The following is a 25,970-nucleotide window of genomic DNA, read 5'->3' on the forward strand; positions in this document are numbered from 1 at the left end:
TTCATGTCAGCTCCTTTTGCTGCGCGGGCTTGACAAGCTGCTCGACGGGCGCGACCCAGCACGCCACGCGATGCTCGCCTGCCAGCGTCCGGTCGGGCGGCACGGCGTCGATGCAGCGCTGTTCCGCGAACGGGCAGCGCGGCGCGAAGCGGCAGCCGCGCGGCATCTGTTCGGGCGACGGAACGGAGCCGCGTATCGTCGCGAGCGACCCTTCGCGCTTGCCGACGGACGGAATTGCGCCCATCAGACCGATCGTGTACGGATGTTGAGGATCGTCGAACAGATCGGCGACCGTGCCGTACTCGACGATCTTGCCCGCGTACATCACCGCGACGTGATCCGCGACTTCGGCGACCACGCCGAGATCATGCGTGATCAGCAGCATCGCGGTGCCCGTTTGAGCCTGAAGGTTGCGCACCAGCGACAGAACCTGGGCCTGGATGGTCACGTCGAGCGCGGTGGTGGGTTCGTCGGCGATCAGCAGGCGCGGGCTGTTCGCGAGCGCCATCGCGATCATCACGCGCTGGCGCATGCCACCCGACAACTGATGCGGGAACGCATCGAGCCGCGTTTCGGGCGCGGGAATATGGACGAGGCGCAGCATCTCCAGCGCCTCTTCGCGGGCTTGCGCGCGCCTGATGCCGCGATGCCGCCGGATGCTCTCGCCGATCTGCTCGCCGACCGTATAAGCGGGATTCAGCGACGTCATCGGCTCCTGGAAGATCATCGACATGCGGTTGCCGCGAATGTCGGCCAACTCGCGCTCGGACAACGCGAAGAGATCTTCGCCGTCGAAATGCGCGGTGCCCGCCACGCGCCGCGCGGGCGGGCTCGCGAGCAGCCCCATCAGCGCAAGCGAGGTCACGCTCTTGCCGCAGCCCGACTCGCCGACCATGCACAACGTCTCGCCCGCGTGCACCTGGAAAGAGACGTTATCGACGACGTTCGGCACATCGGGCGCGTCCGAAAACTTCAGCGAGAAGCCCCGTACATCGAGAACCCGTCGGCGTTCTGCATCCGTCATGCCGCATTGCTCCGCATCGTGTCGCCCGTCCCCGCAGATCGTGATGAAAACGATTATCTGGCGTGACTCGTACAAAAAATATTAATATTTCTTTTCGATGCTTAAATTTTTCTCATGATTCGCCCATGGGGCGCACCTGGAGCCGACGATGCCGACGCTTCGCATGTTGAAGACTTTCAGGGCTGTTGCACGCACCGGCTCGTTCTCGGCGGCCGCCGACAAGGTCGCGCTGACGCAGGCGGCCGTGAGCCTGCAGATGCGCGGGCTCGAAGCGGCGTTGGGCCGCCAGTTGTTCGACCGCCGGGGACGGCAGATCGCGCTCACGCAGCACGGCCTTACGATCTGGCCGAAGGTCGAGCAGATTCTCGATCTGCTCGCCGAGCTCGAGGCGAAGCCTTCGGACGCAATGGAGGGGCCTGTGACGATCGGCGCGGTGGTGTCGGTGATCGGCGCGCTGTCGCTGGCCGTGGCGCGGCTCAAGGCGGCACACCCGAGGCTCGACGTGCGGCTGCTGTCGGCGCGCTCCGACGAACTCGCGGGCATGGTCGAGGCCGGCGAGGTGGATGTCGCCGCTGTCGTCGCGCGAGCCGACGAGACGCTGCCCGACACGCTGAAGTGGACGACGCTCTACACCGAGCCGATGATGCTCGTCGTGAACCGCGACATCGACGATAACGACCCGCAGCGCATCCTGCGCAGCCACGGTTTCCTGCGTTTCGACCGGCGCGTGCGCACCGGGCAGGTCGTCGAGCAGGCGCTGCAGAAGGCCGGGCTGATGGTGAACGAGTATCTCGAACTCAATTCGATCGAGACCATCGTTGCGCTGGTGCGCGAGAAGGTCGGCGTCGCGGTGCTGCCGCTGCTGATTCGCGGCAACTGGCTGAACGACCCGATGTTGCGCGTGATCCCTGTCTCCAGTCCGCCGACGTTGCGTACCGTGGGGATGGTGCAGCGCGCGTCGGACGATCGCAAGGCGTTGATGCGCGAGATCGTCGATACGTTGCAGGCGATGCCGCGTAACAGGGCTTGATGGAGCCGTCGCCCGTCATCGGCGAGGTGGGGAACCGCGGTGACGGCTCGGCCTTCACCGCGGGCGGTCAAGTTGCGCGTCCGAATTGTTTCAGACGAAACCGACCCATTCAACCTTCGCTCGGCTCATACGGCGACGCACGGTTTTCAAGCTTCCATTTCTTCTCGGCGTTCGTATCGGGGCGAGGTGGCCGAATACCGTCGATCAGCCACAGTTCTCGCGGCGTTTCGCCGACATGCAACTCGTAGTGATAGCCTCGATCCTGGACAAACGGCGCGATCGCGGCGTTCGCCTTGCGCAGCCACGACGCTGTCCATTCGGGGTCCTTGGCGATGTGTCTCGCGAATTGGTCCAGCCTGATTCTTACGAAGTCGCTGCGCGGCTCGCCTCCCATGAAGAAGGAATCTTTCGGCTGTTCATGAAACAGGACGCCTACGTAGAAGCGAGGAATGATGTAAATGTCGGCGATGCGCGTTGCCATTTCCTGCTTTTCCTCTGCCGTGTAGGCGCCGACGGGATGATAGATATTCCACAAAGGCATTTTTGTCTCCATGCTAAAAGATGCCGCGTTTCCTATGTCAGAACATCCTGGTCTCTTGCGAGAAAAGATGAACATGACATCAGCGGTGCGGCGGCGGTATCGGCAGCCGAAGGATAGGCTGCCGGTTAAAACCAGGGCTCTTCACAACGCGGCGTTCTCGTGGCCAGCTTTTTACATCTGCGTTGCTCCAGGCACCTCAGAACAACAGCAGTGGCTTGCCGCCGTGCGCGGGCGCTTCGGCGAGCCGTACAGCTTCGGCGAAATCCTCGACCCTGAACGGTTGTCCCTCGGGCACACTCATTGTGTCGTTGGCAACAAGCTCGATGGTCTGCTTCAGGAGCGCACTGATCTTTTCCGCCGGGGTCGTAGTGAACCAGCGGTAAAGCCAGAAGCCTCGTACAGTTTTAGTCTCGTAGATCATCGACCGTGGGAACAGCGGGAGGGTCAATTTGTCCGCGTTGGTCTGCCGATGCGTCGACAGCGCGCCATAGACCAGCATTTCGCCACCCGGTGCAAGCGAGCGCGACACGTCTGCGCCGACCTGGCCGCTGACGCAGTCGATCGCCTTGGTCACCCCTTCCTCGCCCACGATCTGCGCGACGCGTTCGCGAATATCCTCGTCCTCGGTACAGATGACCGCCGTGCCGCCCAGCGCCAGGATCTCCTCGACGGCGGCGCGACGACGCACCACGTTCAGCGTCTTGAAGCCGAAGTGCTTGCCCAGCTGGATGACGAGCTTCCCGACCGTCGATCCGGCTGCCGTCTGCAGCAGCCACTCGCCAGACTGAACATCCAGTTCGTGCTTGACCAACAACAGTGCCGTCAGCGGATTGGCAATCAGCTGCGCCGCAGTAGAAAGGCTCATTGCATCGGGGACAGCGACGACACGCGCCGCGTCGGCGACGATGTATTCCTGCCATGTCCCCGTCACACCCAGCGTGATCACGCGCTGACCCACAGTCAAACTCTCGACGCCTTCGCCTGGCGCATCGACGATGCCGACGGATTCCAGGCCCAGCACGGTTGGAAAGGCCGGAGCGAAACCGTAGCGGCCTCGCAGAATGTGGAGATCGCTCGCATGAACGGGTACGGCCTGCACCCTTATGCGAACCTGGCCCGATGCGGGCTGCGGAATTTGCCTCGTCTCCAGACCTAGCACTTCGGTCGGTTCACCAACTGCATGCGCCACCAGCGCCCGCATGGTTTGCATTCAACGTCTCCTATCAGATGCCGCGCGGTCCCTCAGGGCGTCGCCGCATGTTGTGTTGCGTAGCCGGACGAGGCAGGAAATCCCACTCTTCACCGTTTAGCAGATTTACTTCTCTACACTGCAAGGACTACCAATCGATAAGCGCTCATCAAGAGGCTTTGGACCAGATCGTGGCGACCCAATCGGCCGCGCTCCAACATGTCTGCTCCGCAGAAAGTGAAGCGCCCGCGTTGCCACGCTGCACGGTTGGCCCATGCAGCCTCTGGAGCACGTCTTAGTCGTCGACGCCCGCGACGACGCGTGCGTCCCTTTCGGCACCATCGCCCAATACGGCCAATACTTTCTGATAAGCCTCGCTCTCATACGCGGCAAGCGCTTGCTCGTAGCTCGGGAATTCGACCACGACGGTCCGCTCCTTCAGGCCCGCTTCAAACGCAACGACCTCGCCGCCTCGCACCAGAAACTTCCCGCCCAACGCTTTCACCGCTGGTCCAGCAAGAGCGCCGTACGCCGCGAGCTTGCTGGCGTCATGAATCGCTCGATACGCTGCCACCCAATATCCCTTTGCCATTTCACTTTCCTCGGTTAAAGAACCATTTGACGATACTAAGACGTCGACTCACTCTATTGACGAGGGGAAAGGCCGAGTATGCTGCGAGCCTCGTCGGGGGTAGCCACGTCTGCGCCGATGCTTTTGATGATACTGACCGCACGTTTAACCAGCGCTGCGTTTCCGGGTGCAAGTTCCCCCTTGCCAAGATAGAGATTGTCTTCGAGGCCGACGCGAACATGCCCGCCAAGAATCACGCTTTGAGCCACCATCGGAAACTGTGCGCGCGAAATGCCGAACGCCGACCAACGTGCGTTCTCGGGCAGATAGCTCTTCATCACAAGAAGGCTCTCCGTATCGGCGGATGCGCCCCACTGCACGCCAAGACATAACTGGAACAGCGGGTTTTGCAGAATCCCGCGCGTTTCGATCAGATTGCGCGCGAGACGTAAGTGCCCGAGATCGAAAACCTCGATTTCCGGCTTCACGCCTGCTTCCTCCACCAAGGTTGCCATCTTGACGATATGATCGGGCACGTTCACGAATGCCCGATTGCCGAAATTCATCGTAGCCACATCAAGGCTGCAGATTTCCGGACGCAATTCAAGCACGTGCCGCACCCGGGCCTCGGGCGTCATCATCGTGCTCAATTCGCTTCCCCGGTTCGGGTCTTCGTCGCTGGGGACGAAACGTGCGCCGGCGCCCGTCGTCAGATTGATCAATATCGGGCACCCGCTCTCGCGGATGCGCGAAACGACTTCTCTGTAAAGCGACAACTCGGTGCTTGGCATGCCCGTCTCGGGGTCACGAACGTGAATGTGGGCGATGCTCGCACCGGCTTCGCATGCGGCAATGGCCTCATTGGCGATTTGTTCGGGCGTGATGGGCACCGCGGGGCTCAGCCGCGGGGTGTCGTCGCTTCCAGTAAGCGCGCAACTGATGATCGTCTTGTTTGCCATAGTGTCGGGTCAAATCGAAAATGAATCGGGGCGCCACACGTGTGCGTTGCACGTGATCGGAACGATCACAAGCGGATGGCGCGTCCTGGACGGTTCAGGCGGCCCGCACGGGACCGAACGGCGGCGTCCCGACGGGCGCAACCCTGATCAGCTTCTTGTTGACGAACTCATCGAAGCCGAGCAGAGAAAGCTCTCGACCAAAGCCCGAACGCTTGACGCCGCCAAACGGCAGTTCCGCCGCCGTGCCGAACGGCTGATTGATAAACACCATGCCGCTGTCGATCTGCGCGGCGACCCGTTCGCCGCGCCCGGTGTCCGCGGTGAACACCGACGCGCCGAGACCGTACGGCGTGCCATTGGCGAGTGCAATCGCAGCGGCTTCGTCTTCGACGACATGGAACGCGGCAACGGGTCCGAACAGTTCTTCGGCGAAGACGGGATTCTGCGGCGTTATGTCCGTCAGAACGGTCGGTTGGAGGTAGAAGCCCGGACGCTCGACGCGCTTGCCACCGCACACGACACGCGCGCCGTGCGAGGTGGCGCGATCGATCTGCTCCAGAAGCAGATTGAGCGCGCGCTCGGACGAGACAGGGGCGACGGCGGTCGCCGGATCAGTGGGATCGCCGGTCTCGAGCGCTGCCATCCGCTTCGCGAAGCCTTCGAGAAACGCGTCGCCGCGTGCGTTGCCGACCACGATGATGCGCTTGGAACTGACGCAAAGTTGACCCGAATTGAACGTGCGGCCCACGACGGCGCTCTGGATCGCCCAATCGAGCGGCGCATCGTCGAGCACGATCAACGGATCGCTGCCGCCCAGTTCGAGCACGACTTTCTTCAGATTGCGTCCCGCACGCTCGGCGACGGCGGCGCCCGCGCGCTCGCTGCCTGTCAATGTCACGCCCTGGACACGCGGGTCGTCGATGACGCGGCCGGCCTGCTCGATCGAGATGAACAGATTCGTATATACGCCTTCGGGCGCACCCGCTTGCTCGAACAGTCGCGCGAAGGCCAGCGCCGATTGGGGCACATTTTCGGCGTGCTTGAGCAGCAGCACGTTGCCCACCATCAACTGCGGACCGGCCACTCGCGCAATCTGGTAGTACGGCAAATTCCACGGCTCGATGCCGAGTAGCACGCCGATCGGCTCGATGTGCACGGCCGCACCGGGCACTTCGGCGAGCGGACGTGGTTGCAGATACGCATGCGCATGCTTTGCGTAGTAGTCTAGAATATTCGCCGCCGACTCGACTTCCTTGCGCGCTTCACCGCTGCGCTTTCCCATCTCCAGCGTCAGATAGCCCGCGTATTCGTCGGCATTTTCACGCAATAGCGCTGCGGCGCGCGACACAATCCGCGCCCGGTCGTTGACGGGACGGCGGCGCCAGTCGGTTTCAAAAGCACGATGCGCTGTTGCAAGCTTCGCTTCGAGCGACTCGTCGGATATGTCGTCGTAGCTGGCGAGTAGTTCGCCCGTAGCAGGGTTGATAGTTTGGTACGGCATCAGGTTCTCCGTGAAAAACGCTTGGGTCGAGTCACTTCGATTACGGAAGAAGATCCGTTGTTGAAGGACCGGCCGCTCTCGCTGGCAAGCTCTGAGATAAGCTTCCCGGCTCACTTCTTAATAAGTACTCCGATATGTCGTGCTACTAAAAGCGCTATCCAAAAACCGATATCAGCATCGCATGGCGAAAAGTTCTGCTTCGGCATCAGCCGGCGCTCCGCGACAGGACGCAGTGGTTAACTTCAGTTCGACCCGGTAGAATCGCCGGGCGCGATGTCCGCGTCCGCCGGCACCGCGCTCAAAAGCATGCCACTGGAAATCGCGTGCCGGATTTCGTCTTCCGAAAGGCCCGCCTCGCGAAAAACGTCGACGTTGTGCTCGCCGCGAAACGCGGGTTCGGCCCGAGGCCCAAGCGTCTCATCCGAAAAGCGCCACGGATAGCCGTGAAGCTTATACGTGCCACCCCGCCGGTCGGATACTTCCTGAACTGCGCCCCATTGCCGTGCCCATTCCGTATTGGCGATTTCGTTAAGCGTCCGGACTTCGCCAATTGCGATCTTCGCTTCATCCAATTGAGCATCCAGCGACTTGAGATCCCGGAACGACAGCATCCACGTCTGAATGATCGAGTGCAACGCATCGTAGTTTTGCAGCCGCTGCTCCGCCGTGCAGAAGCGCGGATCCCGAAGCAGATCGGGCCGCCGCATCGCGCGCAGGTAGTTCGGGAACGTCATGCTGCCGATAAGGCTTTGCGCCGCCACGAACTCTTCTCCGCGCGGGCCGACAAAATGCGATCCTTCTGCCGCGCCCAGCGCGCCTGGCTCAGCACCTGTATCGATGCCCGCAATGTCGATATGCGCGCGCTCGTTGACAGAAAGCAGCACAGCCGCCATCGCGACGTCGATGTACTGGCCGCGCCCCGTGACCTGCCGTTTGCGCAGCGCCGCGAGAACAGCGATCGTGGCCTGCAAACCTGCGTATACATCGGCATGAGACAACGCATCGGTGCGCGAGCGGCCGTCATAGCCCTTGAAGTGCGTCAAGGTGCGATGAGTGAAACCGGCTTCGGCCTGCACCGTCGGAGCATAGGCCATCCGCGAAGCCCACGGCCCTCGCTGTCCATAACCCGTGATTGAGACGTAGATCAGGCGCGGATTGCGCTTGCTCAACGACTCGTAGTCAAGTCCGAATGATTTGAGCGTGCCGGCCCGGAAATTTTCCACGACGATGTCGGCTTCGTCGCATAACCGCAGCGCGAGTTCTCGTGCGTTCGGTACATTGAGATCAATGCTCACGTTTCGCTTGCCGCTGTTTTGCTGCGCGTAGTACCCGGACATGCCGTCCACGGAAGGAAACGACACGCGCGTCACGTCGGGGCGAGGCGGCTCGATCTTCACCACCTCGGCGCCGAGGTCGGCAAGCGTGCGCCCGCAAAGCGGACCTGCGAGCACGCGGGAGAAGTCGACGACCTTGATACCTGAAAGAGGACCCGGCATGATCAGTTTCCCTCGTAGACGGCGAGCCCGGGACCGCTCTGGAAAAACGAGTCGAGTCCCCGCTTCAGGTCCGCCGATGCCCACATGGGCTTCTGCACCTCGAACATCGCCTTGTCGGCGGCCTCAACGCCTTCGTTGAGCGCAATCGACACGAGTCGCTTCGTTGCGGCATGAGCGACGGTCGGCCCGTTTGCCAACTCCTCGGCAATCGAGAATGAAACCTCGTCGAGCTTGTCGTCAGGCACGACCAGATTCACGAGGCCCCAACGCTCGAGCGTGGCCGCGTCGTAACGGCGCCCAAGCATCGCAAGTTCCTTCGCCCGGGCGGGCCCCGCACGCATAACCTGCCGCTGGATGCCGCCCAGCAGGGGATGCAGCCCCAGCGCAACCTCCACTGAACCAATCTTTGCCGACTCCGCGACGACGCTGTAGTCACACGCCAGCACAACCTCGAAGCCGCCACCGAGACAAACGCCGTTGACGGCAACGACGATCGGGATAGGCAGCGTTTCGAACGCACGCAACGTTTCGACCGGGTCCATCAGGCCCTTGCCCTCCTTCGTGACGCGCTCGGGGAACAGGTTGACCTCAGCGCCTGCCGAAAAGTGACGCAGCGCGCTGCGCAGCAGAATGGCCCGCGACCCGCGTTCGACCGCTTCAGCAAAAGCGGCAAGCAGCGCCCGATACATCGTGGGGCCCATCAGATTGTGCGGAGCGTGTTTCATCGTAAGAACACTGACCTTGCCTCTAACGTCCACCGCGAGAATCTCGTTGCTCATTTCAACTCCGTTCAAGGTTGCGATGTTTGCAATGGTAACATTGCGGGCGATCTCCGTTATAGGGGTTTTCCCACCCGGCTGACTCGAACCAACAGTCCGGCTCCGCCGTTGTTCGGCTTGGTAAAATTGGGGTAACGAGTGCCTGCCAAAATCCATAACGAGACCCGGCACGTGCCTCGGCTATCAAGACTTCTTCGAGAGGCCCATTGAATGTCGTCAGAAGCATCCCGCGCCACTAGCAGCGCCTATCATCACGGTGATCTCCGCAACGCCCTGATTGCACAGGGTCGATACGAGCTCGAAACGTTCGGACCCAACGAATTGAGTCTTCGTCGCCTGGCCAAAGCGGTCGGCGTGTCCTCGGCGGCGTCCGTCCGTCACTTTTCGGACAAGGCCGAATTTCTCGCTGCCCTTGCAGCCGACGGGTTTCGAGAGCTTGCCGGCATCCGTCGCGGGATCATCAGCGCGGGGGGCGATTCGCTGACCGTTGCCTATCGGATGTTGAACGCGTACGTGGAGTTCGCCGATGCGCATAAGGGTGTATTCGCTCTGATGGTTGGACCACGCATCATTGATCGGGATGCGTATCCTGAACTACTTCGGGTTGCTAACGATTCGTTTTCTGACTTCGCCGGGGCTATCGCGGCTTATGCCATGGAATGCGGATGGACTGCGGAATCAATGCCCTTTGTGAGTCACGGTGCCTGGGCGATGGAGCACGGGCTTGCGACGCTCATCCTCAGCAGTCGTGTGCCAAGAACGGACGTGCGCGTCGATGTGGGTCCGATGGTTCACTTTTCGATCACCATGTACCTTCATGCGATTGCGGCAGGGCCTGAACGCTTGCAAACGCTGCTTGAGGCGACTGCCCGCGCCTGAAGCTGGCGTCTTGACCGCCGCCGAACGCTCGCGCTCCGCTAAAAGACAAGAATCCTTGCCTTTTAGCGAGAGGGAAACTCGAGTCCGTTTCGGTCGGCGATTGACGGCAGAGAAGCCGGGATCGGCACCGTTGCCGTCATCGGGATGCCTTGAGACTGCCGACAAACTGCCTGATGCTAGCCATGACGGGGCGCTGGTCGCCCGCGAAGACCCAGTGGTCGGCACCGTCGAACTCGACGAATTGCGCCCGCGCGATGTGGCTGGCGAGATGCCGGCCCGCACCGATACGAACGGCGCGGTCGCCGCGACGGTGGAGCACCAAGGTCGGAACCGAAATTCGTCCCAACAGAGGACGCACGTCCATATCGCGCAACGCTTCGAGCACACCCTTGATGGCTCCCGGGCTCGACGCGGAGCGGAGCAACCCTGCCCACCAGCTTCTCGCCACAGGGTCGCCAGACAGACTCGGCGCGAATGTCTCGATGCCAGCGGCCCCGCCCCAGTCCGCGACAAGCTGCTGCAGCCAGACGTCGTACTGGGCAGCCTGCATCGCGTGCGGATAGTCGGGCGTCGCACTTCCCTTCGCCAACGAGGCGAACAGAATGAGGCCCGCGACACGATTGGGGTGATCGACGGCGTACCTGATACATGGCGGTCCGCCCTCTGACGCGCCGAACAGCACAACCCGGCGGCTGCCGGTGGCATCGAGTACGGTACCGATGTCCTGTGCGGTCGCCTCGGCACTGGGATTGAAGCCGACGCGGTCGGAAAGCCCGATCCCGCGGCGATCGAGCAGAATGAGACGACCCATCCCGGCAAGCGAGGACAGGAACGCCCGGCAGCGGGGCTCTTCCCAAACCCGTTCGACATGGGACACGAAACCGGGCAACAGCAGAACGTCGGTGCTGCCCGTGCCGTAAGTCTGAAACGCGAGATGGACGCCACCGCCGCTGATGTAGCGAGTCGGCGGGGCCTCGATGGGAAATGTCGCGCCGGCGTTCAGCAGTGCGCGGGTTTCGGTTTCGGGCGCCACATCGAGCGCATCGCGAAGGCGCTGCGTCAGGGCCTCGAAATGGCGCTCGGCCGCGGCGCGGTCTCCTGCGAGGAGCAGATTGCGGATCAGGTGCCGACCGTATACTTCGCTGAGCGGGTCCAGCTCAACGAGACGGCCGGCATGCGCCGCCGCAGCCGTGTAGCTGCCAGCCGCATGCTCGTCGTGAACCACCCGCTCCAGCGCCTGGATTGCGCGACCCCGCAACGCCTCACGGCGAAAGAAAGCCCACTCTTCAAACTGCGGGCAATCGCCCGGCGAAAAACCATCGAGAAAGTCGGCGGAATATTCGCGGCACGCACGCTCGAACTCGCCGCGGTCGCACGCTTGCTCGAATAGTTGGGAATCGACTTGCAGGTCGATCGCTGATGACCATCGAACCGTCGAGCGGTCAGCAATGAGAACGTCATCGCCAAGCGCGATCTGAAGACGGTACATCAGGCGCCGCAAACGTGCCCGTACCACATCTTCGCCGCTATCCGGCCACAGCATGGCAGCAACGACGTCGCGCCCGACGGGGCCCTTTGCTTCCGCCAGATAGACCAGCAGGGCCAGGCCCTTGCGCAAGGCCAGCGGACACGGCCCGCCGTCCTGACGTATCTCGGGAAATCCAAGCGTCCGTACGCTGAACAGAGCCATCGTCGCGGGCCTCATTGACGGCGTCCAGGGGACGCTCAGGGGACGAGCCGATCCTAACATGCACGACAGACGATCGTCGCTGCACGCCTTGCAGCGGATCGCGCTGGAGGACTGCCATGAAGAACCTGGGTAAGCATGCGATCGTGATCGGCGCCAGCATGAGTGGGCTGCTAGCCGCCCGCGTGCTATCGGATTTCTATACCACCGTCACCGTGCTCGAACGCGATGCGTTTCCGTCAGCGGACATACCGCGCAAGGGCGTCCCGCAGGGTCGCCACGCCCATGGGCTTCTTGCGCGCGGGAGCCAGCTAATCGAAGAATTGTTCCCCGGATATAACGACGAGGTCGTTACGCAAAGCGGAGGGTTGCTTGGCGATGTCGCCAACGATGTGCTCTGGATAGGTCGCAACGTCACGCTTGCCAATGGCAAGAGTGACCTGATCGGCCTGCTGGCGAGCCGTCCCGTGCTCGAAGGCAATCTGCGGCGACGGCTGCTGAAACTGCCGAACGTGCGCGCCATGCCGGATTGCGCTGTGCGAGGTCTTGCCAGCGACTCCGCTCGCAAGCATGTGACGGGTGTACGCATGCGTGTCGAGGGCGGACCGGAAGAGATCGTCAATGCGGACCTCATCGTCGATGCGACTGGCCGCGGCTCGTCCAGCGCGACGTGGCTAGAGGAACTCGGCTATCTGCCTCCCGCTATCGAGCGGGTCGAGATCGGCATTGGCTACATGAGCCGCACCTATCGGCGCCGGCCGACCGATCTCAACGGCAAGCTCGGCATCGTCGTCGCCGCTAGCGCGCCGAACTGGCGCAATGCCGCGATGCTCGCGCAGGAAAGCGACAGCTGGATCGTCAGTACGGGCGGCTTTCTCGGCGACGAGGCACCCGACGACGACCGGGGCTTTCTCGCGTATCTGGCGACGCTGCCGACCATGCAGATTCACGACGTTATCGCCAGCGCGGAACCGCTAGGCGACTACAGGCGTTATCGCTATGGCTATAGCTTGCGCCGGCGGTACGAGAAGCTTGCACGCTTTCCCGGCAACTACCTCGTTTTCGGTGACGCTATCTGCAGCTTCAACCCGGTCTACGGGCAGGGCATGACGGTCGCCGCGCAAGAGGCGCTCACGCTGCAACAGTGCCTCCTGCACGCGGGCTCGAACGAGCTTGCGCGGCGGTTCTTCAGGGCGGCTACGAAAATCGTCGACATTCCATGGGACATCGCGGTTGGCAACGACCTGCGCAATCCGCATGTCGAGGGCGCGCGGTCATCGATGCTGCGTTTCATCAACTGGTACATCGGCAAGCTTCATGTTGCCGCGACACGCGACAGCACGCTGACGACTGCGTTTCTGAACGTAGTCAACCTGATGATCCCGCCTTCGTCGCTGCTCGATCCTGCGATCGCCTGGCGAGTCTGGCGAGGGCAACGCGAGGCCCGTGCTGCTGGCCCGGTCGCCCGACGTCCTTTACGAACAGACGAATGGGGCGAATACGTTGGAACACGGGGGCGCAAATGAGCGTTGCGCATGTGACTGCACTGGCGACATCACATGCAAGCGTGCCTGTTGCGAAAGATCGGGGACGACCGTTGCACGCAGCAATAGGTGTGCTATTGCCCGGTAACGATTTCGCCCCCGCCGGGTGAGCAACATCTGTTTTAGTGGCTGGCGCCCTCCACCGCGCCGATGCCGGTTTCCGAGCGCACGGCCTGTGCCTCGAAACCGGCCTGGTCGATGCGTGCACGAGCGGATTTGTCGGTGATCGAAAAGACCCAGATACCGGCAAACCCGATCGCCATCGAGAACAGCGCGGGCGACGCGTAGGGGAACGGTGCATTCGCGAAGTGGAACACATCGACCCACACCGCCTTGGACAGGACCGTCAGCGCCACCGCGGAGAGCAACCCAAGGAAGCCGCCGATGGCTGCGCCGCGCGTCGTGCAGCCGCGCCAGAGCACGGACATGAACAGTACGGGGAAGTTCGCGGAGGCGGCCACCGCGAAAGCCAGCGAAACCATGAATGCGATGTTCTGCTTCTCGAACACGATACCGAGCACGACGGCAACGATACCCAGCACGACAGTCGTGACGCGAGAAACGAACAGCTCGCTCGCGCCGGAAGCCTTGCCGTGCTTGAACACGGTGGCGTACAGGTCATGCGACACGGCCGATGCACCGGCGAGCGTCAGACCCGCCACGACTGCAAGGATCGTGGCAAAGGCAACGGCCGAAATAAAACCGAGGAACACGTTGCCACCGATAGCACTCGCCAGATGCACGGCCGCCATGTTGGTGCCGCCGAGGAGCTTGCCACCCGCGTCCTTGAAAACGGGATTGGTGCTCACGAGCACGATCGCGCCAAAGCCGATGATAAAGGTGAGGATGTAAAAGTATCCAATCCAGGTGGTCGCCCAGAACACCGACTTGCGCGCTTCCTTCGCGTTAGGAACAGTGAAGAAGCGCATCAGGATGTGCGGAAGACCGGCTGTGCCAAACATCAGCGCGATGCCGAATGAGATGGCCGAGATCGGGTCCTTGATGAAGTTGCCGGGCCCCATGATCGATGCCTTCTTCTCGTGCACATCGACGGCCTTTGCAAAAAGCGCCTCGGGGCTGAAATGAAATTGCCAGAGCACCATGAATGCCATGAACGACGCACCCGCGAGCAGCAAACACGCTTTGATGATCTGCACCCAGGTGGTCGCCGTCATCCCGCCAAACAGCACGTACACCATCATCAGCGCACCGACGATCACCACCGCGATCCAGTAATCGAGGCCGAACAGTAGTTTGATCAGCTGTCCTGCGCCCACCATCTGCGCAATCAGATAGAACGCGACGACAACGAGCGTGCCCGACGCGGCAAATGCACGTATCGGAGCTTGCTTGAAGCGGTAGGCAGCCACGTCGGCGAATGTGAAGCGGCCTAGATTGCGCAGCCGTTCGGCCATCAGGAACGTGATGATCGGCCAGCCCACCAGAAAACCGATTGAATAGATGAGACCGTCATATCCATTTGTATAGACAGCGGCCGAGATGCCGAGAAACGATGCGGCTGACATGAAGTCCCCCGCAATGGCAAGGCCGTTCTGAAAGCCGGTGATGCCTCCACCCGCCGTGTAGAATTCGGCCGCCGAACGCGTCCTTCTTGCGGCCCATTTGGTGATGAAGAGCGTCGCGATCACGAACACGAGGAACATACTGATCGCGGTCCAGTTGGTTGCCTGCTTGACCGCCTGGCCGAGATCGGCGCCGGCAGCGAAGCAACGGGACGAAACGGCGAACAGCGCGCTTGCGGCGAGAAGTTGTCGGGCCTTCATGCGGCCTCCCGCTTGATCTTGTCAGTGAGTTCATCGTAGGTGCTGTTGGCGCGACGCACGTAAAAGCCGCTGATCGCCACAGTGAACACGATCACGAACAGTCCGATCGGCATGCCCCACGTCATCACGCCCGAGCCCATCTGCGCCGCGAGTAGCTCCTTGTCGAACGCGATCAGCAGGACATAGCCGTAGTACACGATTAGCACGAGCGAGGTCAAAGTCCATCCGAGCCTTGAGCGTTTTCGCACCAGTTCGCGGTATGTCGCGCTCGATTTGATTTTGTCTGCGAGTTTCAGGTCCATCTCCGTCTCCTGCATGAGTAACTTTCGCTGCCTGAAAAAGCGCCGTCGTTCGGACGGGGCCGGAACGATCGGCAATCCAGATTCGTTTGGGCATCCCATCGTGGGATGTAAGTCCAATGCCCGCGCTCAAGCGGCGTGGACGCGTCGTTCTTTTTCGTACGCTCGGTAGTACGTTAAAAGCGCCCGCTTACCGGCTTCTTACGGCAGGTGAATTCTTTTAGCGGGGTTTACGCGAAGAATAAAACGACAATGGGAGGATTGAGCGTCAGCTCGTATTCGACTCGCTAATGCACAGTTGACTGTCCAAACCGCGCACTCGGCACGTTGCACGTGACGGTTGATCACGATCAATTGGCCGCGGTTTTGCGAAGGGAGAATGAATATGTCAAACTTATCGATCAGAGCGAGCGGAGAAGCACTATGGTCCAGACAGCGTCCGGTTGCGCGTTTCAGCGTGTCATGTTGGCCATCGACGACTCCGGAGCGTCGGTACGGGCGGCCGAGTATGCAAGGACCTTGTTCGCCCATCAGGCCAAGATCAAACTTGTGACGGTCGCGCAGAACCCGCGTACCCTCTTTCCGCTCGGCGCGACGACGCAAGGCTTTCTCGCCGCCGCGCGGGAAGAGATCGTGGCCGATGCCCGCACCGTGCTCAACAAGATCGAGGCCATGTTTGCGGGTATTGATCTTGAAACCGGCCTTGTCGATCTTTCCGTCAGCAATGGTGATACGACGGAAGCTCTGCTCGACGCCGCATCTGACTGGCAGGCAGACTTGATCGTGATGGGTGCGCGACACCATCATGGACTGCTGCGCTGGGTCGAAGGCACCGTATCGGAGCCCGTCGTGCGACGAGCGAACTGCTCTTTGCTGCTCGTGCCGGAGAATGCGCATGTTCCCACGGACAGGCCGCCCGAGCGAATGATCTTCGCGCTGGACGGCAGCGCCTGTTCGCTTTCTGCACTGCGAGCGGGCCTCTCGATAGCGACGCCAGACACCCGCTTGCGCGCGATCTACATTGTGGATCGTGCAATGCATCTGTTTGAAAGCGCCTCCACCCGCCAGTTGGAGGCCGTTTTTCTCGACGAAGGGACTATCACGCTCGAGCGCGCAGCGCAAATCTGCGCCGATCAAGGTCGCTATGCGGAAACAGGCTTGCTCAAGACGCACAGAATGCGCGACGACATTGCGCACGCGATCGTGCGCGACGTTACAGAGTGGAACGGCGATCTGCTCGTTCTTGGCACGCACGGCCGGCGCGGACTCGCACGATGGCTTCTTGGCAGCGTCGCTGCGCGTACGGTCCCGCTCGCGAACACACCCGTGTTACTCGCCCGTAGCAGCGAAGCGATGAGTGCGACGGAGTAGACAGATATCTGCGACGGCACCCGCCCGTGCCGTCGCCGTGCACGCAGCCACCAATGCAATCAACAGAGGATTCGCTTCAGGCCTCTGGAATCTCGTCTGGACAGGGCGGGCCAACGTTGCGTCGATTACCTCGTTAGCACACTCCCTTTCTTCAATACCGCGCCTCGTTTCCGGGGCGCACGTGCGACCCATCACATTTCATTCGACGACGAGATCGTCGACCAACGCGCGCACGCCGGGCGCGCTCCAGGCTGCCCCTCGCGCGACCGCACGTTCCGCGTAAGACCCGACTTTGCCCGTCAGTGTCACCGTTCCATCCTTGACATCGACCCTGATGTGTTTGACTTCGCGTTCGGCATGCCGCTGCATCGCCTGAGCGATCTTTCCGCTGATGTCCTCCGAGGCGATATCGCCACGCACCTCGATGCGATTGGCGACGCCACGCACGCCGCGCATCTGGCTGACAGCACGCGCGGCGATATGGCTCTGGTACGCCCAATCGACCGCCCCCGTCAGCGTTACCCAACCCTTTTCCACCCGAACCTTCACTGAATCGTCGGGCAGGCTGACAGTCCAGTGCAGAATCGCGTGTACGGCGCCAGCAATGTCTTCATCGGTGCGCTCGTCCTTCTGCGGCAACCGGACCTGCATTTCCACCACAACAGCCTTCACGCCCGCCACACGATGCGCTGCTTTTTCTGCTGCGAGCTTTTCCGCAAAGCTCGGCGGATGCCCGGAAAGCGTGACGACGCGATCTGCCACCTCGACGCCAATGTCCGTCGCAGTGACGGCGCGATCCCATTCGAGTTCCTCCTCGACTTCCTTTTTCAACTGCCGGTCTGATTTCATCACCCATCTCCTCGAAGTGAATCGTGCCACAAGCCACCCCATGTAAAGCTTCAACCCGCAACAAGGCGGGCGGGCTGATGCAGATCAATCGCATACCTGTTCGCGGCAGTAACCTGACCCGTGTCGTATCTGCCTGCCCGCACTCGCGAGGTCGCCATAACATGATCCTCTTTCTGATTGTGCTGAACGCGCTGGCATTCGTGATCGAGGCCGCTGGCCCGACTTCGCTGATCGATCGCTTTGCCCTGTGGCCTCTTCGTCCGGCGACTGCCGATGCACCCGTTTTTCAGCTGTGGCAACTGCTTACGTATAGCGTGCTGCACGCGAACCTCGCGCATCTCGTGTTCAACATGCTCGGGTTGTTCATGTTCGGCAGCGAGGTCGAGCGTGCGCTCGGGGCGAGCAGGACATTGAAGCTTTACGTCGCAAGCGTGGTGTGCGGCGGGATCGCTCAGGTGCTCACGGCATTGACGCCTGCTGGCGATGCCCACCCGGCGATCGGTGCGTCTGCCGGTGTATTTGGCATCCTCGTCGCCTATGCACTGATCTTTCCAAAGCGGCGAGTGGTCCTTCTGTTCCCGCCCATTCCGATGCCCGCCTGGCTCTTTGCGACCGGTTACGCGCTAGTCGAACTGTTGTTGGGCGTGTCGCGCGATGCACCGGGCGTTGCGCATTTCGCGCACCTCGGCGGCATGGCCGGTGCCGTCCTGCTGATCAGCTACTGGTCTCGCAAGCCGCGTCACGATGCGGTTGAATGAACCGGATCTGGTACATAACTTCACCACCACGTGGTGGAAGCGATGCTCTCATGCATCGGTGAGAGCATCCTTCCGTGGGTGGTGGAATCGACCATGACCGTTACACAACGTGCTGACCTTTGAATCCGCCTCGCAGTCGTGCGCGGGTCAATGGCCGGCGAACAACCTGTATCAGCCGATCGTAAGACGCTTGTGATCGGCCGGCGCCTTTTTCGGCAGGCTCAACGACAGCACGCCGTCCTTGTATTCGGCCTTTGCAGCGGCTTCGTCGACTTCGCTCGCCAGCGAGAACGAGCGGCTGAACGCACCCGAATACCGTTCGCGGCGAATCACACGCTCGCCTTCCTTCTCTTCTTTGTTTCGTTCGACCTTGGCGTTGATCAGAACAAGGCGTCCGTCGATCTGAACATCGATATCCTTCTTGTCCACCCCTGGCAGTTCGGCTTTCACCGAATAGCCGCTGTCGCTTTCCGTCACGTCGATCTTCATCGATGCAAGTTCGGCATCCTGCGTCCAAGCCGTCGAACGCATCGGCCGGAAAAAGCCCTGAAACAGATCCGCGACCGGATCGAGCGAGAACGGGTCAAAACGCGTCAGATTGCTCATTGCACTTCTCCTTGAAGTAGGCGGGCCATGTCATGGCCCAATTGACTGCCCCAAAGCCGGATCACGGCGTCCATGCGGCGCACCAAGGCCGCAACGACGCGATTGCTCGCGAGGTCGCGCGACAGCGACCGCAGATCAAAAGGTTCCCCGCGGCCCCGCTCTCATGCGACGCTCAACCGATCGACGACCTGGCGTACGCCCTGCACCTGCGACGCGGCGAGGCACGCTGCGCGCTTCTCATCGGGCGAGCCGACAGCGCCGGAAAGCGTCACGACTCCGTTATCGGTATCGACCGTTATGCCTTCGCTTCCCCGTTGCAAACGCTTACTGAGCGTCAGCGTGATCTGCGCGGCGACGTCATCGATGGGCGGCTCACATACGGCGAGCCGATTGCTCAGGCCGACAACGCCTTCCATGTTGCCGACCAACGTCTCGATCGCGTGCCGCTGCGTCTCTGTATCAACCCAGCCTGTAAGCGTTACGCAGCCGCGCTCCGTCTCCACACGCACGCGGTCGCGAGGCAGATCCGTCATTCGCGACAGCGTCCCGACGATCCGCGCAGCAAGCATCTCATCGGATCTGACGTAACCACTCGCGGGCGGCAGGGTCAGTTGCATGACGAGTGCGCGCCAGCCGACGACACTCTGCAGCACCTTTTCGACTGCCTGCTTCTGCATCACGTTGGGGATCGTACCCGTGAGCGTGACGACGCCGTTGTGTACGTGAACGCGGATCTGTCCGGCAGCGATGGGCCGTTCGCGATGCAAGACCTGTTCAATCTCCTGCGACAGCGCTTCATCCGATTTCATCGTGTCCTCCAGATCAGTCAACCAATGACAGATTCAGCATCGTCGATAGCGCGGCATAGCGGTTGATGTCGATCAATCACTCGCAATCCATGAAGACGTTTCGCTGTTCGTCGCATCGCCGTAGCCCCGTTGATTCAGGTCAAGCCGATCGCCCCGCCTGATGGTTCAAATACGCAGACAGTCCATTTCAGTTGTGAAGAATGAGCGGCATCAGTCAGTCCAGGCGGAGCGCGCACAAGCCGCCCATGACGACTATTTCGACGTGATCGAGCGCGGCATCGTCGACTCCGTCAAGGTGGCGCGCACAGCGCTTCAGAACGCGATTTCCCGGGAGTTCCCATGAATGCCTGCATTCACTCACGCATGCGCGCAGCGACGGGCGCGTCGTACGGGCGCGCCGCCTGGCTGCTGTTGTTCGCATGCCTATTGGTGGCGGCCGCGCTGTCAGCAACGCCGGCGGCATTCGCAACGCCGGGGTCCCACGAGGCCGTTTCAGCCGTCGCCATTCTTGTCTACCATCGCTTTTCGGACGCAGCCGACGATTCGATGACCGTGCGCGTCGCCACATTTGAAGCGCATCTGCGTTTCCTGAAGGAGCACGGCTACGCCATCGTGCCGCTACGGCGGATCGTCGCCTGGCTGCGGGAGCCGGGCGCGACACTACCACCCAAAGCTATTGCGCTAACCGTCGACGACGGCCATCAGTCGGTTTATGAACGGCTGTTGCCGATTGCGCTGAGCGAACAGTTGCCCATTACGCTGTTCGTCTGTCCGTCGGCAATTTCGAACGCTTCCTATGCGCTTGACTGGACCCAATTGCGCACCCTGCACGCGAGCGGCCTGTTCGATGTGCAGTCGCATAGCGGGTGGCACCCGAATTTCAACGTCGAACGGCGGCGCGAGTCGCCCGCCGAATTCGAGAGTTTCGCAACGGATCAACTGCAGCATTCGCGCAAGATGATCGAGTCCAAAATCGGCGTGCACGTCGACATGCTCGCGTGGCCCTTTGGGATATACGATGACGACGTGATCCGTATCGCGGGCCGTCTCGGTTATTTGGCAGGCTTCACGCTGAATGCGCGCCGGCTCGACGGGTCCTCGCCTTTGCTGGCGCTACCCCGTTTCCTGATGGTCGACGATGTCACACCAGGCGTCCTGGGCCGCCTGATCGGCGGGCGTGACACGCCCGCCGTCCGTGCGCACGAGACGCGCCCATAAGGGGCTTGCCGCCGCTCTGTGCTGCGCAGCCGCCTGGTTGTCGTTGTCGCTGTGGTCGCCATCCCGCCCGCGCGCGCATCCCGTCGTCATTCCGCCGACGCCTCTTCGCGCGCCAGAGGTGTCTACCTGTCCGTCTATGGCATCGCCAGTCCGAGCTTGCACAATGCGGCCGTCGCCTTGAGCGACGGCAGGCGACCTTGCGCGCTTTGCTCGTATGCGGTTGCGGGCATCATCCGGAAACAACCGGAAGCGAACCTGGCAGCCTCGGCGTGTCTATCGCGCGACACCGCACGCGATGTATCCTCAAGCTTCGATCTTGCTGCGACGCGCGATGCGATCGGCTCATCCACGATCTCGCACGCAATTGAAGGCGGCGCCAGTCCCGACGCATTGCAGGCGCTGATGATTCACGAAACGGCTGCGTTCCAGCCAGTTCGGCAACGCCATTTGCGCTATTGACGGAGGCCAGAGTCATTCATGTGGTACGCCCTCATCGATGCACACCGGCGCTTGACTCGCGCCATTACTGGAGGACAGCAGGATGTATGCGGCTCCGGGCCATTGACGGGCGCGCCATTGTCCATGGCGGAGAACCCGGCGCACGCGTTCAACCATTGGCTGCTCAGATCGACGTGCGCGTTCGAGCAGGCCCCGCCGTTTGCGATCCATTCGGTTTTCAGCAACGGTGGCCATATAGCCGTCGATGAAACCGTTGTCGAATCGTTACCCACGGGCACGCTGCGCAAGTTCACGCGCATCGCGCCCGAGCCAGCGGGGAAATGGCCCGTCATGCTCTGCGCGCCCCTCGCCGGACACCACGCAGTCATGCTGCGAGAAACCGTCGAAACGTTGCTCAAAGAGCGCAACGTCTTCATTACCGATTGGGCCGATGCGCGCGATGTGCCGCGCGAAGCAGGGTTACTTTCGCTCGACGACTACGTGCTGGCGATCGAACGCTTCATATGTGCCGCGCGGGCGCAGGGATCGCCTGTGCATGTCGTCGCCGTCTGCCAGGCAACCGTTCCGGCGCTCGCCGCCGCGGCGCTGCTCGCCAGCAATGGGCAGACGCCATTTGCCACTGTCTCGCTGCTCGGAGGACCCATCGATACCCGTCTCAATCCAACTTTCGTTGACCGCTTCGCGAGATCGCATACGCTCGACTGGTTTCGCGACAATGTGATCGATCTTGTCCCGCCGACGTATCGCGGTGCGGGACGGCGCGTCTATCCAGGTTTTATCCAGCATGCGGCCATCGTCGCCGCGCATCCGGAACGGCATCTTTGTCTGGAGTCGACGTACTGGTCAGACTGGCTCGCGGGTGACGCGCAGGGCGCCCTGCAAGCATTGCGCGCATTGAACGAATACGCCGCCGTGCTGGATATGGCCGAATGCTATTTCCTCGACATCATCCGCGTGGTCTTTCATGAGCATCTGCTGCCACGCCAGAGCTGGTCGGTCGCGGGACGACGCGTGGCGACGCAAGCGCTTCGCGATACGCCCCTATGCACGATAGAGGGCGATCGCGACGACATAGCGGGCGCACAGCAAACTCACTGCGCGCATGTCATCTGCGATGCGTCCCCGGCACGGCCAGACCGGCAGCTGACGATTCCGCGGTGCAATCACTATGACCTCTTCACGGGCTCGCGGTGGCGTGATGCCGTAAACCCGAGCCTGTGCGCGTTCTGGCGCGAGATCGAAAACGCCGCGCAGGACATTGCGCGCGAGCAGGGCGAAGTCAGGCGCGCGAAATACAGCAGACGGGCTTGACCATCCGATCAGGAAGCAGGCAGTAGAGGACCGCGTCCGTCCCTTTCTTGTGCATCGGCAGCGCAACGCTTTTTTGAACTCGCGCCGTATTTCGCGCTTTCCCGCTCATATCGCAACTTTCGCGGATTCCGATCACGTGCGAAGTGGAAGTATCCGCTGCCCGGCAACCGGCATTACGGCATATCCGCCCCGGAAGCCGGGCGACAGGCCCCGCGAGGTTTATCGGAAGACTGCGCGATCGTTTCATGCATCGCGCGAAACTCCGCGTGCAGTCGCGCGATTTCGTCGTTCAGATGCTTGATGTCCCGATGCATTTCACGTCGCAGCGCCCTTTCCTCTTTTCCGATGAACGCCGCCGCAATGCTCGCGAAGACCAGCGATAACATGCCGTAGCCCAGCAGCACGACGAAGACGGCGAACACACGCGAGGCAGGCGTGGTTGGGGCGATGTCGCCATATCCAACGGTTGCACTGCTTTCAAAGGCAAGCCAAAGCCCGTCGGTATAGGAATGTACTCCGGGCTCGAGCCATAGAAAGCCTGCACCTGCCATTGCCAGCACGGCAGCGCCGCCGGCCAGCAGCCAGACAAGCCGGTTCGGCGTAAAGAACTCTTTTAGCGACAATCCGATCCGCACCGCGACCAGGCTCACGAATAACAATCGAAGCACCCATTCCGTCGTCTGCCAGGGCGGCGCGCCCCAACCCGCGCTGAATGCAGCACCCATCGTGACCACGATGTCGAATCGATTATGCGAAAGCAGCATTTTCGGCTTCTTGCTGAGGTGCAGTACCCAAAGGAGTGAAACAGCGAAACCCGCAAACATGCACAGATAGAGAATTCGAGCGACGGCAAGCGCAACATCGTTTGTCGCAGTGAGCTCGATGTAAAAGGCAGGAATGGCCAGCAGGCTCCATGCGCACAAGAACCAGCGAATATGGCGCCACGCGCGTATCGCCCGCGGATTGTCGTGGGGTTCTACGCCACCGATTCTAAAAAAGCCGAGACTGTTATCCATCGCGCAAATAAACGTCGAACCATGTTCCGATATTGCATTCAGACCCTATGCTGGAAGGGCACGTAGCGTCGGAATCACTCCATATGCATTCCGCCGTTGATCGCCACGTTGGCCCCCGTAATGAACGCAGCCTCATCAGAGCAGAGAAATGCGACCAACGCGGCGACTTCTTCAGGACGTCCGAGTCGTCCAACAGGTATCTGTGGAAGAACCCTTGTTTCCATGATGTCGCGAGGCACCGCCTGAATCATTGTTGTCGTCAGGTAACCCGGCGATACCGTGTTGACTGTGATGCCTCGCTTCGCGACTTCCAGCGCCAGTGACTTGGTGAAGCCATGGACGCCGCACTTGGCAGCCGAATAGCTGGTCTGTCCAATCGCTCCTCGCGATCCATTCACCGAGCCGATATTGACGATACGGCCATAACCACGTTCTGTCATGCCCGCCAGGAACGGCTTCGTCATGTTGAACAGTCCATCGAGATCGGTCCGCAGTACTGCGTCCCAGTCTGCCTTTGTCATGTGAGCACGTGATATCGCGCGTGATGCCCGCGTTGTTGATCAGGATGTCCACCTTCCCCAGTTCGTCGAGCACGCGCTTCGCGCATTGCTCACATGAATTGAAGTCCGCGATATCGGCCTCGTACGCACGGAAATGGCGGCCTGAATCGCGTTCCGCCATCAGCCAGGTCGTGACATGATTGTTTCGCGCCGAGTGCGACATCGCCACGACGATTCCCGCGTCGTGCAACGCCCTGCTGATTGCAGCCCCAAGTCCTCCCATCCCGCCCGTCACAAAAGCCACACGTCCTGTTTGCATGTCAAGCTCCTATGGAAGCGGTCTGACCGGCTGACGCAGACGATTCAGGACCAATCACGCGCCGCAAAAAAGCGAACGGTGCCACGGGCTCGACTTCCCGCTTCATGAACAATGCCACTCCGGGCTGCGCTGTTCAAATGAATAGCCGAACCCGCCGTTCACAATCTAGCCGCGCATCATTCAAGGCGCTTGACCTGCATCAAGCGACCTCTCGACATGAGACGTTTGACTTGCCTCAAGGGTGTATCGACCTTGCATGCCAGGATAGGGAAAGATCCCTCTTCGGATCGAGCAAGGAAATCCAGATGAACAATGCTACGTCCCAATCGGCATGGGAGCCGGACGAACGGCTTTTCGACGCCTCCGCGTTGATCGAGCAGCAGTTGCGCTTCGCATTGCAATACGCCGTGCTCGCCCCTTCGAATCACAACACCCAACCGTGGCGATTCATCGTCGATCACGACACCGTGCAGGTATGCGCCGATCGCCTGCGTGCATTGCCCGTTGTCGATCCGTTCGATCGCGAGCTACTGATCAGTTGTGGTGCGGCGCTTTTCAATCTCCGTGTAGCTTTGAGTTATTTTCGACTGGGCTACGCAATTACGCTGTTTCCGTCGGAAACGGATCCCGACATCGTCGCTCACCTGAAGGTATCGCCTAACGGTCGGCGCGATGCAGACCTCGCCGGTCTTTTCGAGTCCATGAAGAAGCGCGTAACAACTCGGGCGCCATTCGCAGACGAGCCCGTCGCCGAAGCCCTGCAAACGAAACTGGTCGGCGCGTGCGATGCGGAAGGTGCGATGGCCAGTTGCGTGGACGCGCGATCGTCACGACAGGCAATCGCGGACCTCATCGCAGAAGCCGATCACATCCAGTTCGCAGATCCGCGTTTTCGGCGCGAACTCGCAAGCTGGATTCACCACGCAGGCTCGGAGACGGCATGCCAGCGTATGGGACGGCAGTTGGTGGCCTGCTCGATCTTGCCGTGCCTCTCTTCACGTCGGTTGTTCGCGTATTCGACGTTGGTGCCGGAACCCCTGCTACACCTCAGCGGCTCGTCGAAGGGTCGCCGCTGCTTGTTTGCATCGCAACGATGCGCGACGACCGCGAAGCGTGGGTAGCTGCGGGGCAGGCGCTCGAACGGATGCTGCTGGTTGCGGCTTCCGAGGGTCTGACTGCTTCATACCTCAATCAACCGATCGAAGTCGGCACGCTGCGCGAGCGGCTCAGGGTTCTGTTGCGTGTCAACGGCACCCCGCAGTTGCTACTGCGCGTTGGCCGCGGGCCGTATGTGAATCATGCGCCGAGACGCCCTCTGTCGGATGCAGTGAATTGATTCCTGTATTTCATTCGTCGTTCTCCGCCCGTTACGATCGCAACCCGTTCAGCATGAAGTCCAACTATTAACCAGCTTGTAGAGCCATCAAGGAGTCTTTGCCGTGGCCCGTACACATTCAGGCTTACTATTCGC

22 protein-coding genes and 2 pseudogenes are annotated in these 25,970 nt (G+C 61.3%); 8 read left to right on the forward strand and 16 right to left on the reverse strand.

Annotated elements, in window-relative coordinates; genetic code table 11:
* Position 1: 1 nt before the first annotated feature.
* A complete protein-coding gene (locus tag J8I87_RS14120) occupies positions 2 to 1,024 on the reverse strand; it encodes an ABC transporter ATP-binding protein (RefSeq protein WP_209932074.1) in 1,023 nt (340 codons plus the stop codon).
* Between the two features lie 148 nt (positions 1,025 to 1,172).
* On the opposite strand from J8I87_RS14120, the gene J8I87_RS14125 reads away from it, so the two are divergent.
* Positions 1,173 to 2,054 carry a LysR family transcriptional regulator gene (locus J8I87_RS14125; RefSeq protein WP_209932075.1) on the forward strand — a complete coding sequence of 294 codons (882 nt, stop codon included), beginning with the start codon at positions 1,173 to 1,175 and terminating at the stop codon, positions 2,052 to 2,054.
* Positions 2,055 to 2,163: 109 nt separating this feature from the next.
* Here J8I87_RS14125 and J8I87_RS14130 read toward each other — a convergent pair whose 3' ends face one another.
* From J8I87_RS14130 to J8I87_RS14160, 7 genes are all read right to left on the reverse strand, one after another.
* A complete protein-coding gene (locus J8I87_RS14130) occupies positions 2,164 to 2,670 on the reverse strand; it encodes a tautomerase family protein (RefSeq protein WP_245253929.1) in 507 nt (168 codons plus the stop codon).
* A 121-nt stretch (positions 2,671 to 2,791) separates the two neighbouring features.
* Positions 2,792 to 3,805 (reverse strand): zinc-dependent alcohol dehydrogenase family protein, encoded by a 1,014-nt coding sequence (locus J8I87_RS14135; RefSeq protein ID WP_209932076.1) that lies wholly within the window; start codon positions 3,803 to 3,805, stop codon positions 2,792 to 2,794.
* 274 nt (positions 3,806 to 4,079) lie between these two features.
* Positions 4,080 to 4,376, reverse strand: a complete 297-nt coding sequence (locus J8I87_RS14140; RefSeq protein ID WP_209932077.1) for a DUF1330 domain-containing protein — start codon at positions 4,374 to 4,376, stop codon at positions 4,080 to 4,082.
* A 53-nt stretch (positions 4,377 to 4,429) separates the two neighbouring features.
* The gene (locus J8I87_RS14145; RefSeq protein ID WP_209932078.1) at positions 4,430 to 5,314 is read right to left on the reverse strand and encodes a 3-keto-5-aminohexanoate cleavage protein; all 885 of its coding nucleotides are present in this window, start codon (positions 5,312 to 5,314) and stop codon (positions 4,430 to 4,432) included.
* A gap of 94 nt (positions 5,315 to 5,408) precedes the next feature.
* Positions 5,409 to 6,815: an NAD-dependent succinate-semialdehyde dehydrogenase gene (locus tag J8I87_RS14150; protein WP_209932079.1), complete on the reverse strand. Its 1,407-nt coding sequence runs from the start codon at positions 6,813 to 6,815 to the stop codon at positions 5,409 to 5,411.
* Positions 6,816 to 7,057: 242 nt separating this feature from the next.
* Positions 7,058 to 8,311, reverse strand: coding sequence for a CaiB/BaiF CoA transferase family protein (locus tag J8I87_RS14155; protein WP_209932080.1), 1,254 nt, complete (start codon positions 8,309 to 8,311; stop codon positions 7,058 to 7,060).
* A gap of 2 nt (positions 8,312 to 8,313) precedes the next feature.
* A complete protein-coding gene (locus J8I87_RS14160; RefSeq protein ID WP_209932081.1) occupies positions 8,314 to 9,090 on the reverse strand; it encodes an enoyl-CoA hydratase/isomerase family protein in 777 nt (258 codons plus the stop codon).
* 210 nt (positions 9,091 to 9,300) lie between these two features.
* Here J8I87_RS14160 and J8I87_RS14165 point away from each other — a divergent pair, with 210 nt between their 5' ends.
* Positions 9,301 to 9,969, forward strand: coding sequence for a TetR/AcrR family transcriptional regulator (locus J8I87_RS14165; protein ID WP_209932082.1), 669 nt, complete (start codon positions 9,301 to 9,303; stop codon positions 9,967 to 9,969).
* A 136-nt stretch (positions 9,970 to 10,105) separates the two neighbouring features.
* On the opposite strand, the gene J8I87_RS14170 is transcribed toward J8I87_RS14165, so the two are convergent.
* A complete protein-coding gene (locus J8I87_RS14170; RefSeq protein WP_209932083.1) occupies positions 10,106 to 11,659 on the reverse strand; it encodes an alpha/beta hydrolase in 1,554 nt (517 codons plus the stop codon).
* A gap of 116 nt (positions 11,660 to 11,775) precedes the next feature.
* On the opposite strand from J8I87_RS14170, the gene J8I87_RS14175 reads away from it, so the two are divergent.
* Positions 11,776 to 13,182, forward strand: a complete 1,407-nt coding sequence (locus J8I87_RS14175; RefSeq protein ID WP_209932084.1) for an NAD(P)/FAD-dependent oxidoreductase — start codon at positions 11,776 to 11,778, stop codon at positions 13,180 to 13,182.
* A 140-nt stretch (positions 13,183 to 13,322) separates the two neighbouring features.
* Here J8I87_RS14175 and J8I87_RS14180 read toward each other — a convergent pair whose 3' ends face one another.
* Together J8I87_RS14180 and J8I87_RS14185 are read right to left on the reverse strand one after the other, a co-directional pair.
* Positions 13,323 to 14,984, reverse strand: a complete 1,662-nt coding sequence (locus J8I87_RS14180; RefSeq protein ID WP_209932085.1) for a cation acetate symporter — start codon at positions 14,982 to 14,984, stop codon at positions 13,323 to 13,325.
* A complete protein-coding gene (locus J8I87_RS14185; protein ID WP_209932086.1) occupies positions 14,981 to 15,286 on the reverse strand; it encodes a DUF485 domain-containing protein in 306 nt (101 codons plus the stop codon). Before J8I87_RS14185 ends, J8I87_RS14180 begins: the two co-directional genes overlap by 4 nt.
* Positions 15,287 to 15,706: 420 nt before the next feature.
* On the opposite strand from J8I87_RS14185, the gene J8I87_RS14190 reads away from it, so the two are divergent.
* Positions 15,707 to 16,654, forward strand: coding sequence for a universal stress protein (locus J8I87_RS14190; protein WP_209932087.1), 948 nt, complete (start codon positions 15,707 to 15,709; stop codon positions 16,652 to 16,654).
* 198 nt (positions 16,655 to 16,852) lie between these two features.
* Here J8I87_RS14190 and J8I87_RS14195 read toward each other — a convergent pair whose 3' ends face one another.
* Positions 16,853 to 17,503, reverse strand: a complete 651-nt coding sequence (locus J8I87_RS14195) for a BON domain-containing protein (RefSeq protein ID WP_209932088.1) — start codon at positions 17,501 to 17,503, stop codon at positions 16,853 to 16,855.
* 161 nt (positions 17,504 to 17,664) lie between these two features.
* On the opposite strand from J8I87_RS14195, the gene J8I87_RS14200 reads away from it, so the two are divergent.
* Positions 17,665 to 18,261 carry a rhomboid family intramembrane serine protease gene (locus J8I87_RS14200; protein WP_209932089.1) on the forward strand — a complete coding sequence of 199 codons (597 nt, stop codon included), beginning with the start codon at positions 17,665 to 17,667 and terminating at the stop codon, positions 18,259 to 18,261.
* Between the two features lie 171 nt (positions 18,262 to 18,432).
* On the opposite strand, the gene J8I87_RS14205 is transcribed toward J8I87_RS14200, so the two are convergent.
* On the reverse strand, positions 18,433 to 18,867 hold the full coding sequence (locus J8I87_RS14205) for an Hsp20/alpha crystallin family protein (protein WP_209932090.1): 435 nt from the start codon (positions 18,865 to 18,867) through the stop codon (positions 18,433 to 18,435).
* Between the two features lie 161 nt (positions 18,868 to 19,028).
* Positions 19,029 to 19,676, reverse strand: a complete 648-nt coding sequence (locus tag J8I87_RS14210) for a BON domain-containing protein (protein WP_209932091.1) — start codon at positions 19,674 to 19,676, stop codon at positions 19,029 to 19,031.
* 339 nt (positions 19,677 to 20,015) lie between these two features.
* Between J8I87_RS14210 and J8I87_RS14215 the strand changes: the two genes are divergently transcribed.
* On the forward strand, positions 20,016 to 20,894 hold the full coding sequence (locus J8I87_RS14215) for a polysaccharide deacetylase family protein (protein WP_245253930.1): 879 nt from the start codon (positions 20,016 to 20,018) through the stop codon (positions 20,892 to 20,894).
* A 477-nt stretch (positions 20,895 to 21,371) separates the two neighbouring features.
* Positions 21,372 to 22,664, forward strand: coding sequence for a polyhydroxyalkanoate depolymerase (phaZ, locus tag J8I87_RS14220; protein ID WP_209932092.1), 1,293 nt, complete (start codon positions 21,372 to 21,374; stop codon positions 22,662 to 22,664).
* 173 nt (positions 22,665 to 22,837) lie between these two features.
* Here the strand turns inward: phaZ and J8I87_RS14225 are convergent, their stop codons facing one another.
* Together J8I87_RS14225 and J8I87_RS14230 are read right to left on the reverse strand one after the other, a co-directional pair.
* On the reverse strand, positions 22,838 to 23,680 hold the full coding sequence (locus J8I87_RS14225; protein ID WP_209932093.1) for a potassium channel family protein: 843 nt from the start codon (positions 23,678 to 23,680) through the stop codon (positions 22,838 to 22,840).
* 74 nt (positions 23,681 to 23,754) lie between these two features.
* Positions 23,755 to 24,499, reverse strand: a pseudogene (locus tag J8I87_RS14230) (beta-ketoacyl-ACP reductase).
* Positions 24,500 to 24,804: 305 nt separating this feature from the next.
* Between J8I87_RS14230 and J8I87_RS14235 the strand changes: the two are divergent.
* A pseudogene (locus tag J8I87_RS14235) lies at positions 24,805 to 25,835 on the forward strand (Acg family FMN-binding oxidoreductase).
* Positions 25,836 to 25,970 lie beyond the last annotated feature (135 nt).

This window comes from Paraburkholderia sp. LEh10, from assembly GCF_017814945.1.
Classification (GTDB): domain Bacteria; phylum Pseudomonadota; class Gammaproteobacteria; order Burkholderiales; family Burkholderiaceae; genus Paraburkholderia.

Excerpts from the sequence above, each read along its gene's own strand:
- J8I87_RS14120 (WP_209932074.1), bottom strand. The coding sequence starts at position 1,024 with ATGACGGATGCAGAACGCCGACGGGTTCTCGATGTACGGGGCTTCTCG.
- J8I87_RS14125 (WP_209932075.1), top strand. The coding sequence starts at position 1,173 with ATGCCGACGCTTCGCATGTTGAAGACTTTCAGGGCTGTTGCACGCACC.
- J8I87_RS14130 (WP_245253929.1), bottom strand. The coding sequence starts at position 2,670 with ATGTTCATCTTTTCTCGCAAGAGACCAGGATGTTCTGACATAGGAAAC.
- J8I87_RS14135 (WP_209932076.1), bottom strand. The coding sequence starts at position 3,805 with ATGCAAACCATGCGGGCGCTGGTGGCGCATGCAGTTGGTGAACCGACC.
- J8I87_RS14140 (WP_209932077.1), bottom strand. The coding sequence starts at position 4,376 with ATGGCAAAGGGATATTGGGTGGCAGCGTATCGAGCGATTCATGACGCC.
- J8I87_RS14145 (WP_209932078.1), bottom strand. The coding sequence starts at position 5,314 with ATGGCAAACAAGACGATCATCAGTTGCGCGCTTACTGGAAGCGACGAC.
- J8I87_RS14150 (WP_209932079.1), bottom strand. The coding sequence starts at position 6,815 with ATGCCGTACCAAACTATCAACCCTGCTACGGGCGAACTACTCGCCAGC.
- J8I87_RS14155 (WP_209932080.1), bottom strand. The coding sequence starts at position 8,311 with ATGCCGGGTCCTCTTTCAGGTATCAAGGTCGTCGACTTCTCCCGCGTG.
- J8I87_RS14160 (WP_209932081.1), bottom strand. The coding sequence starts at position 9,090 with ATGAGCAACGAGATTCTCGCGGTGGACGTTAGAGGCAAGGTCAGTGTT.
- J8I87_RS14165 (WP_209932082.1), top strand. The coding sequence starts at position 9,301 with ATGTCGTCAGAAGCATCCCGCGCCACTAGCAGCGCCTATCATCACGGT.
- J8I87_RS14170 (WP_209932083.1), bottom strand. The coding sequence starts at position 11,659 with ATGGCTCTGTTCAGCGTACGGACGCTTGGATTTCCCGAGATACGTCAG.
- J8I87_RS14175 (WP_209932084.1), top strand. The coding sequence starts at position 11,776 with ATGAAGAACCTGGGTAAGCATGCGATCGTGATCGGCGCCAGCATGAGT.
- J8I87_RS14180 (WP_209932085.1), bottom strand. The coding sequence starts at position 14,984 with ATGAAGGCCCGACAACTTCTCGCCGCAAGCGCGCTGTTCGCCGTTTCG.
- J8I87_RS14185 (WP_209932086.1), bottom strand. The coding sequence starts at position 15,286 with ATGGACCTGAAACTCGCAGACAAAATCAAATCGAGCGCGACATACCGC.
- J8I87_RS14190 (WP_209932087.1), top strand. The coding sequence starts at position 15,707 with ATGGTCCAGACAGCGTCCGGTTGCGCGTTTCAGCGTGTCATGTTGGCC.
- J8I87_RS14195 (WP_209932088.1), bottom strand. The coding sequence starts at position 17,503 with ATGAAATCAGACCGGCAGTTGAAAAAGGAAGTCGAGGAGGAACTCGAA.
- J8I87_RS14200 (WP_209932089.1), top strand. The coding sequence starts at position 17,665 with ATGATCCTCTTTCTGATTGTGCTGAACGCGCTGGCATTCGTGATCGAG.
- J8I87_RS14205 (WP_209932090.1), bottom strand. The coding sequence starts at position 18,867 with ATGAGCAATCTGACGCGTTTTGACCCGTTCTCGCTCGATCCGGTCGCG.
- J8I87_RS14210 (WP_209932091.1), bottom strand. The coding sequence starts at position 19,676 with ATGAAATCGGATGAAGCGCTGTCGCAGGAGATTGAACAGGTCTTGCAT.
- J8I87_RS14215 (WP_245253930.1), top strand. The coding sequence starts at position 20,016 with ATGAATGCCTGCATTCACTCACGCATGCGCGCAGCGACGGGCGCGTCG.
- phaZ (WP_209932092.1), top strand. The coding sequence starts at position 21,372 with ATGTGGTACGCCCTCATCGATGCACACCGGCGCTTGACTCGCGCCATT.
- J8I87_RS14225 (WP_209932093.1), bottom strand. The coding sequence starts at position 23,680 with ATGGATAACAGTCTCGGCTTTTTTAGAATCGGTGGCGTAGAACCCCAC.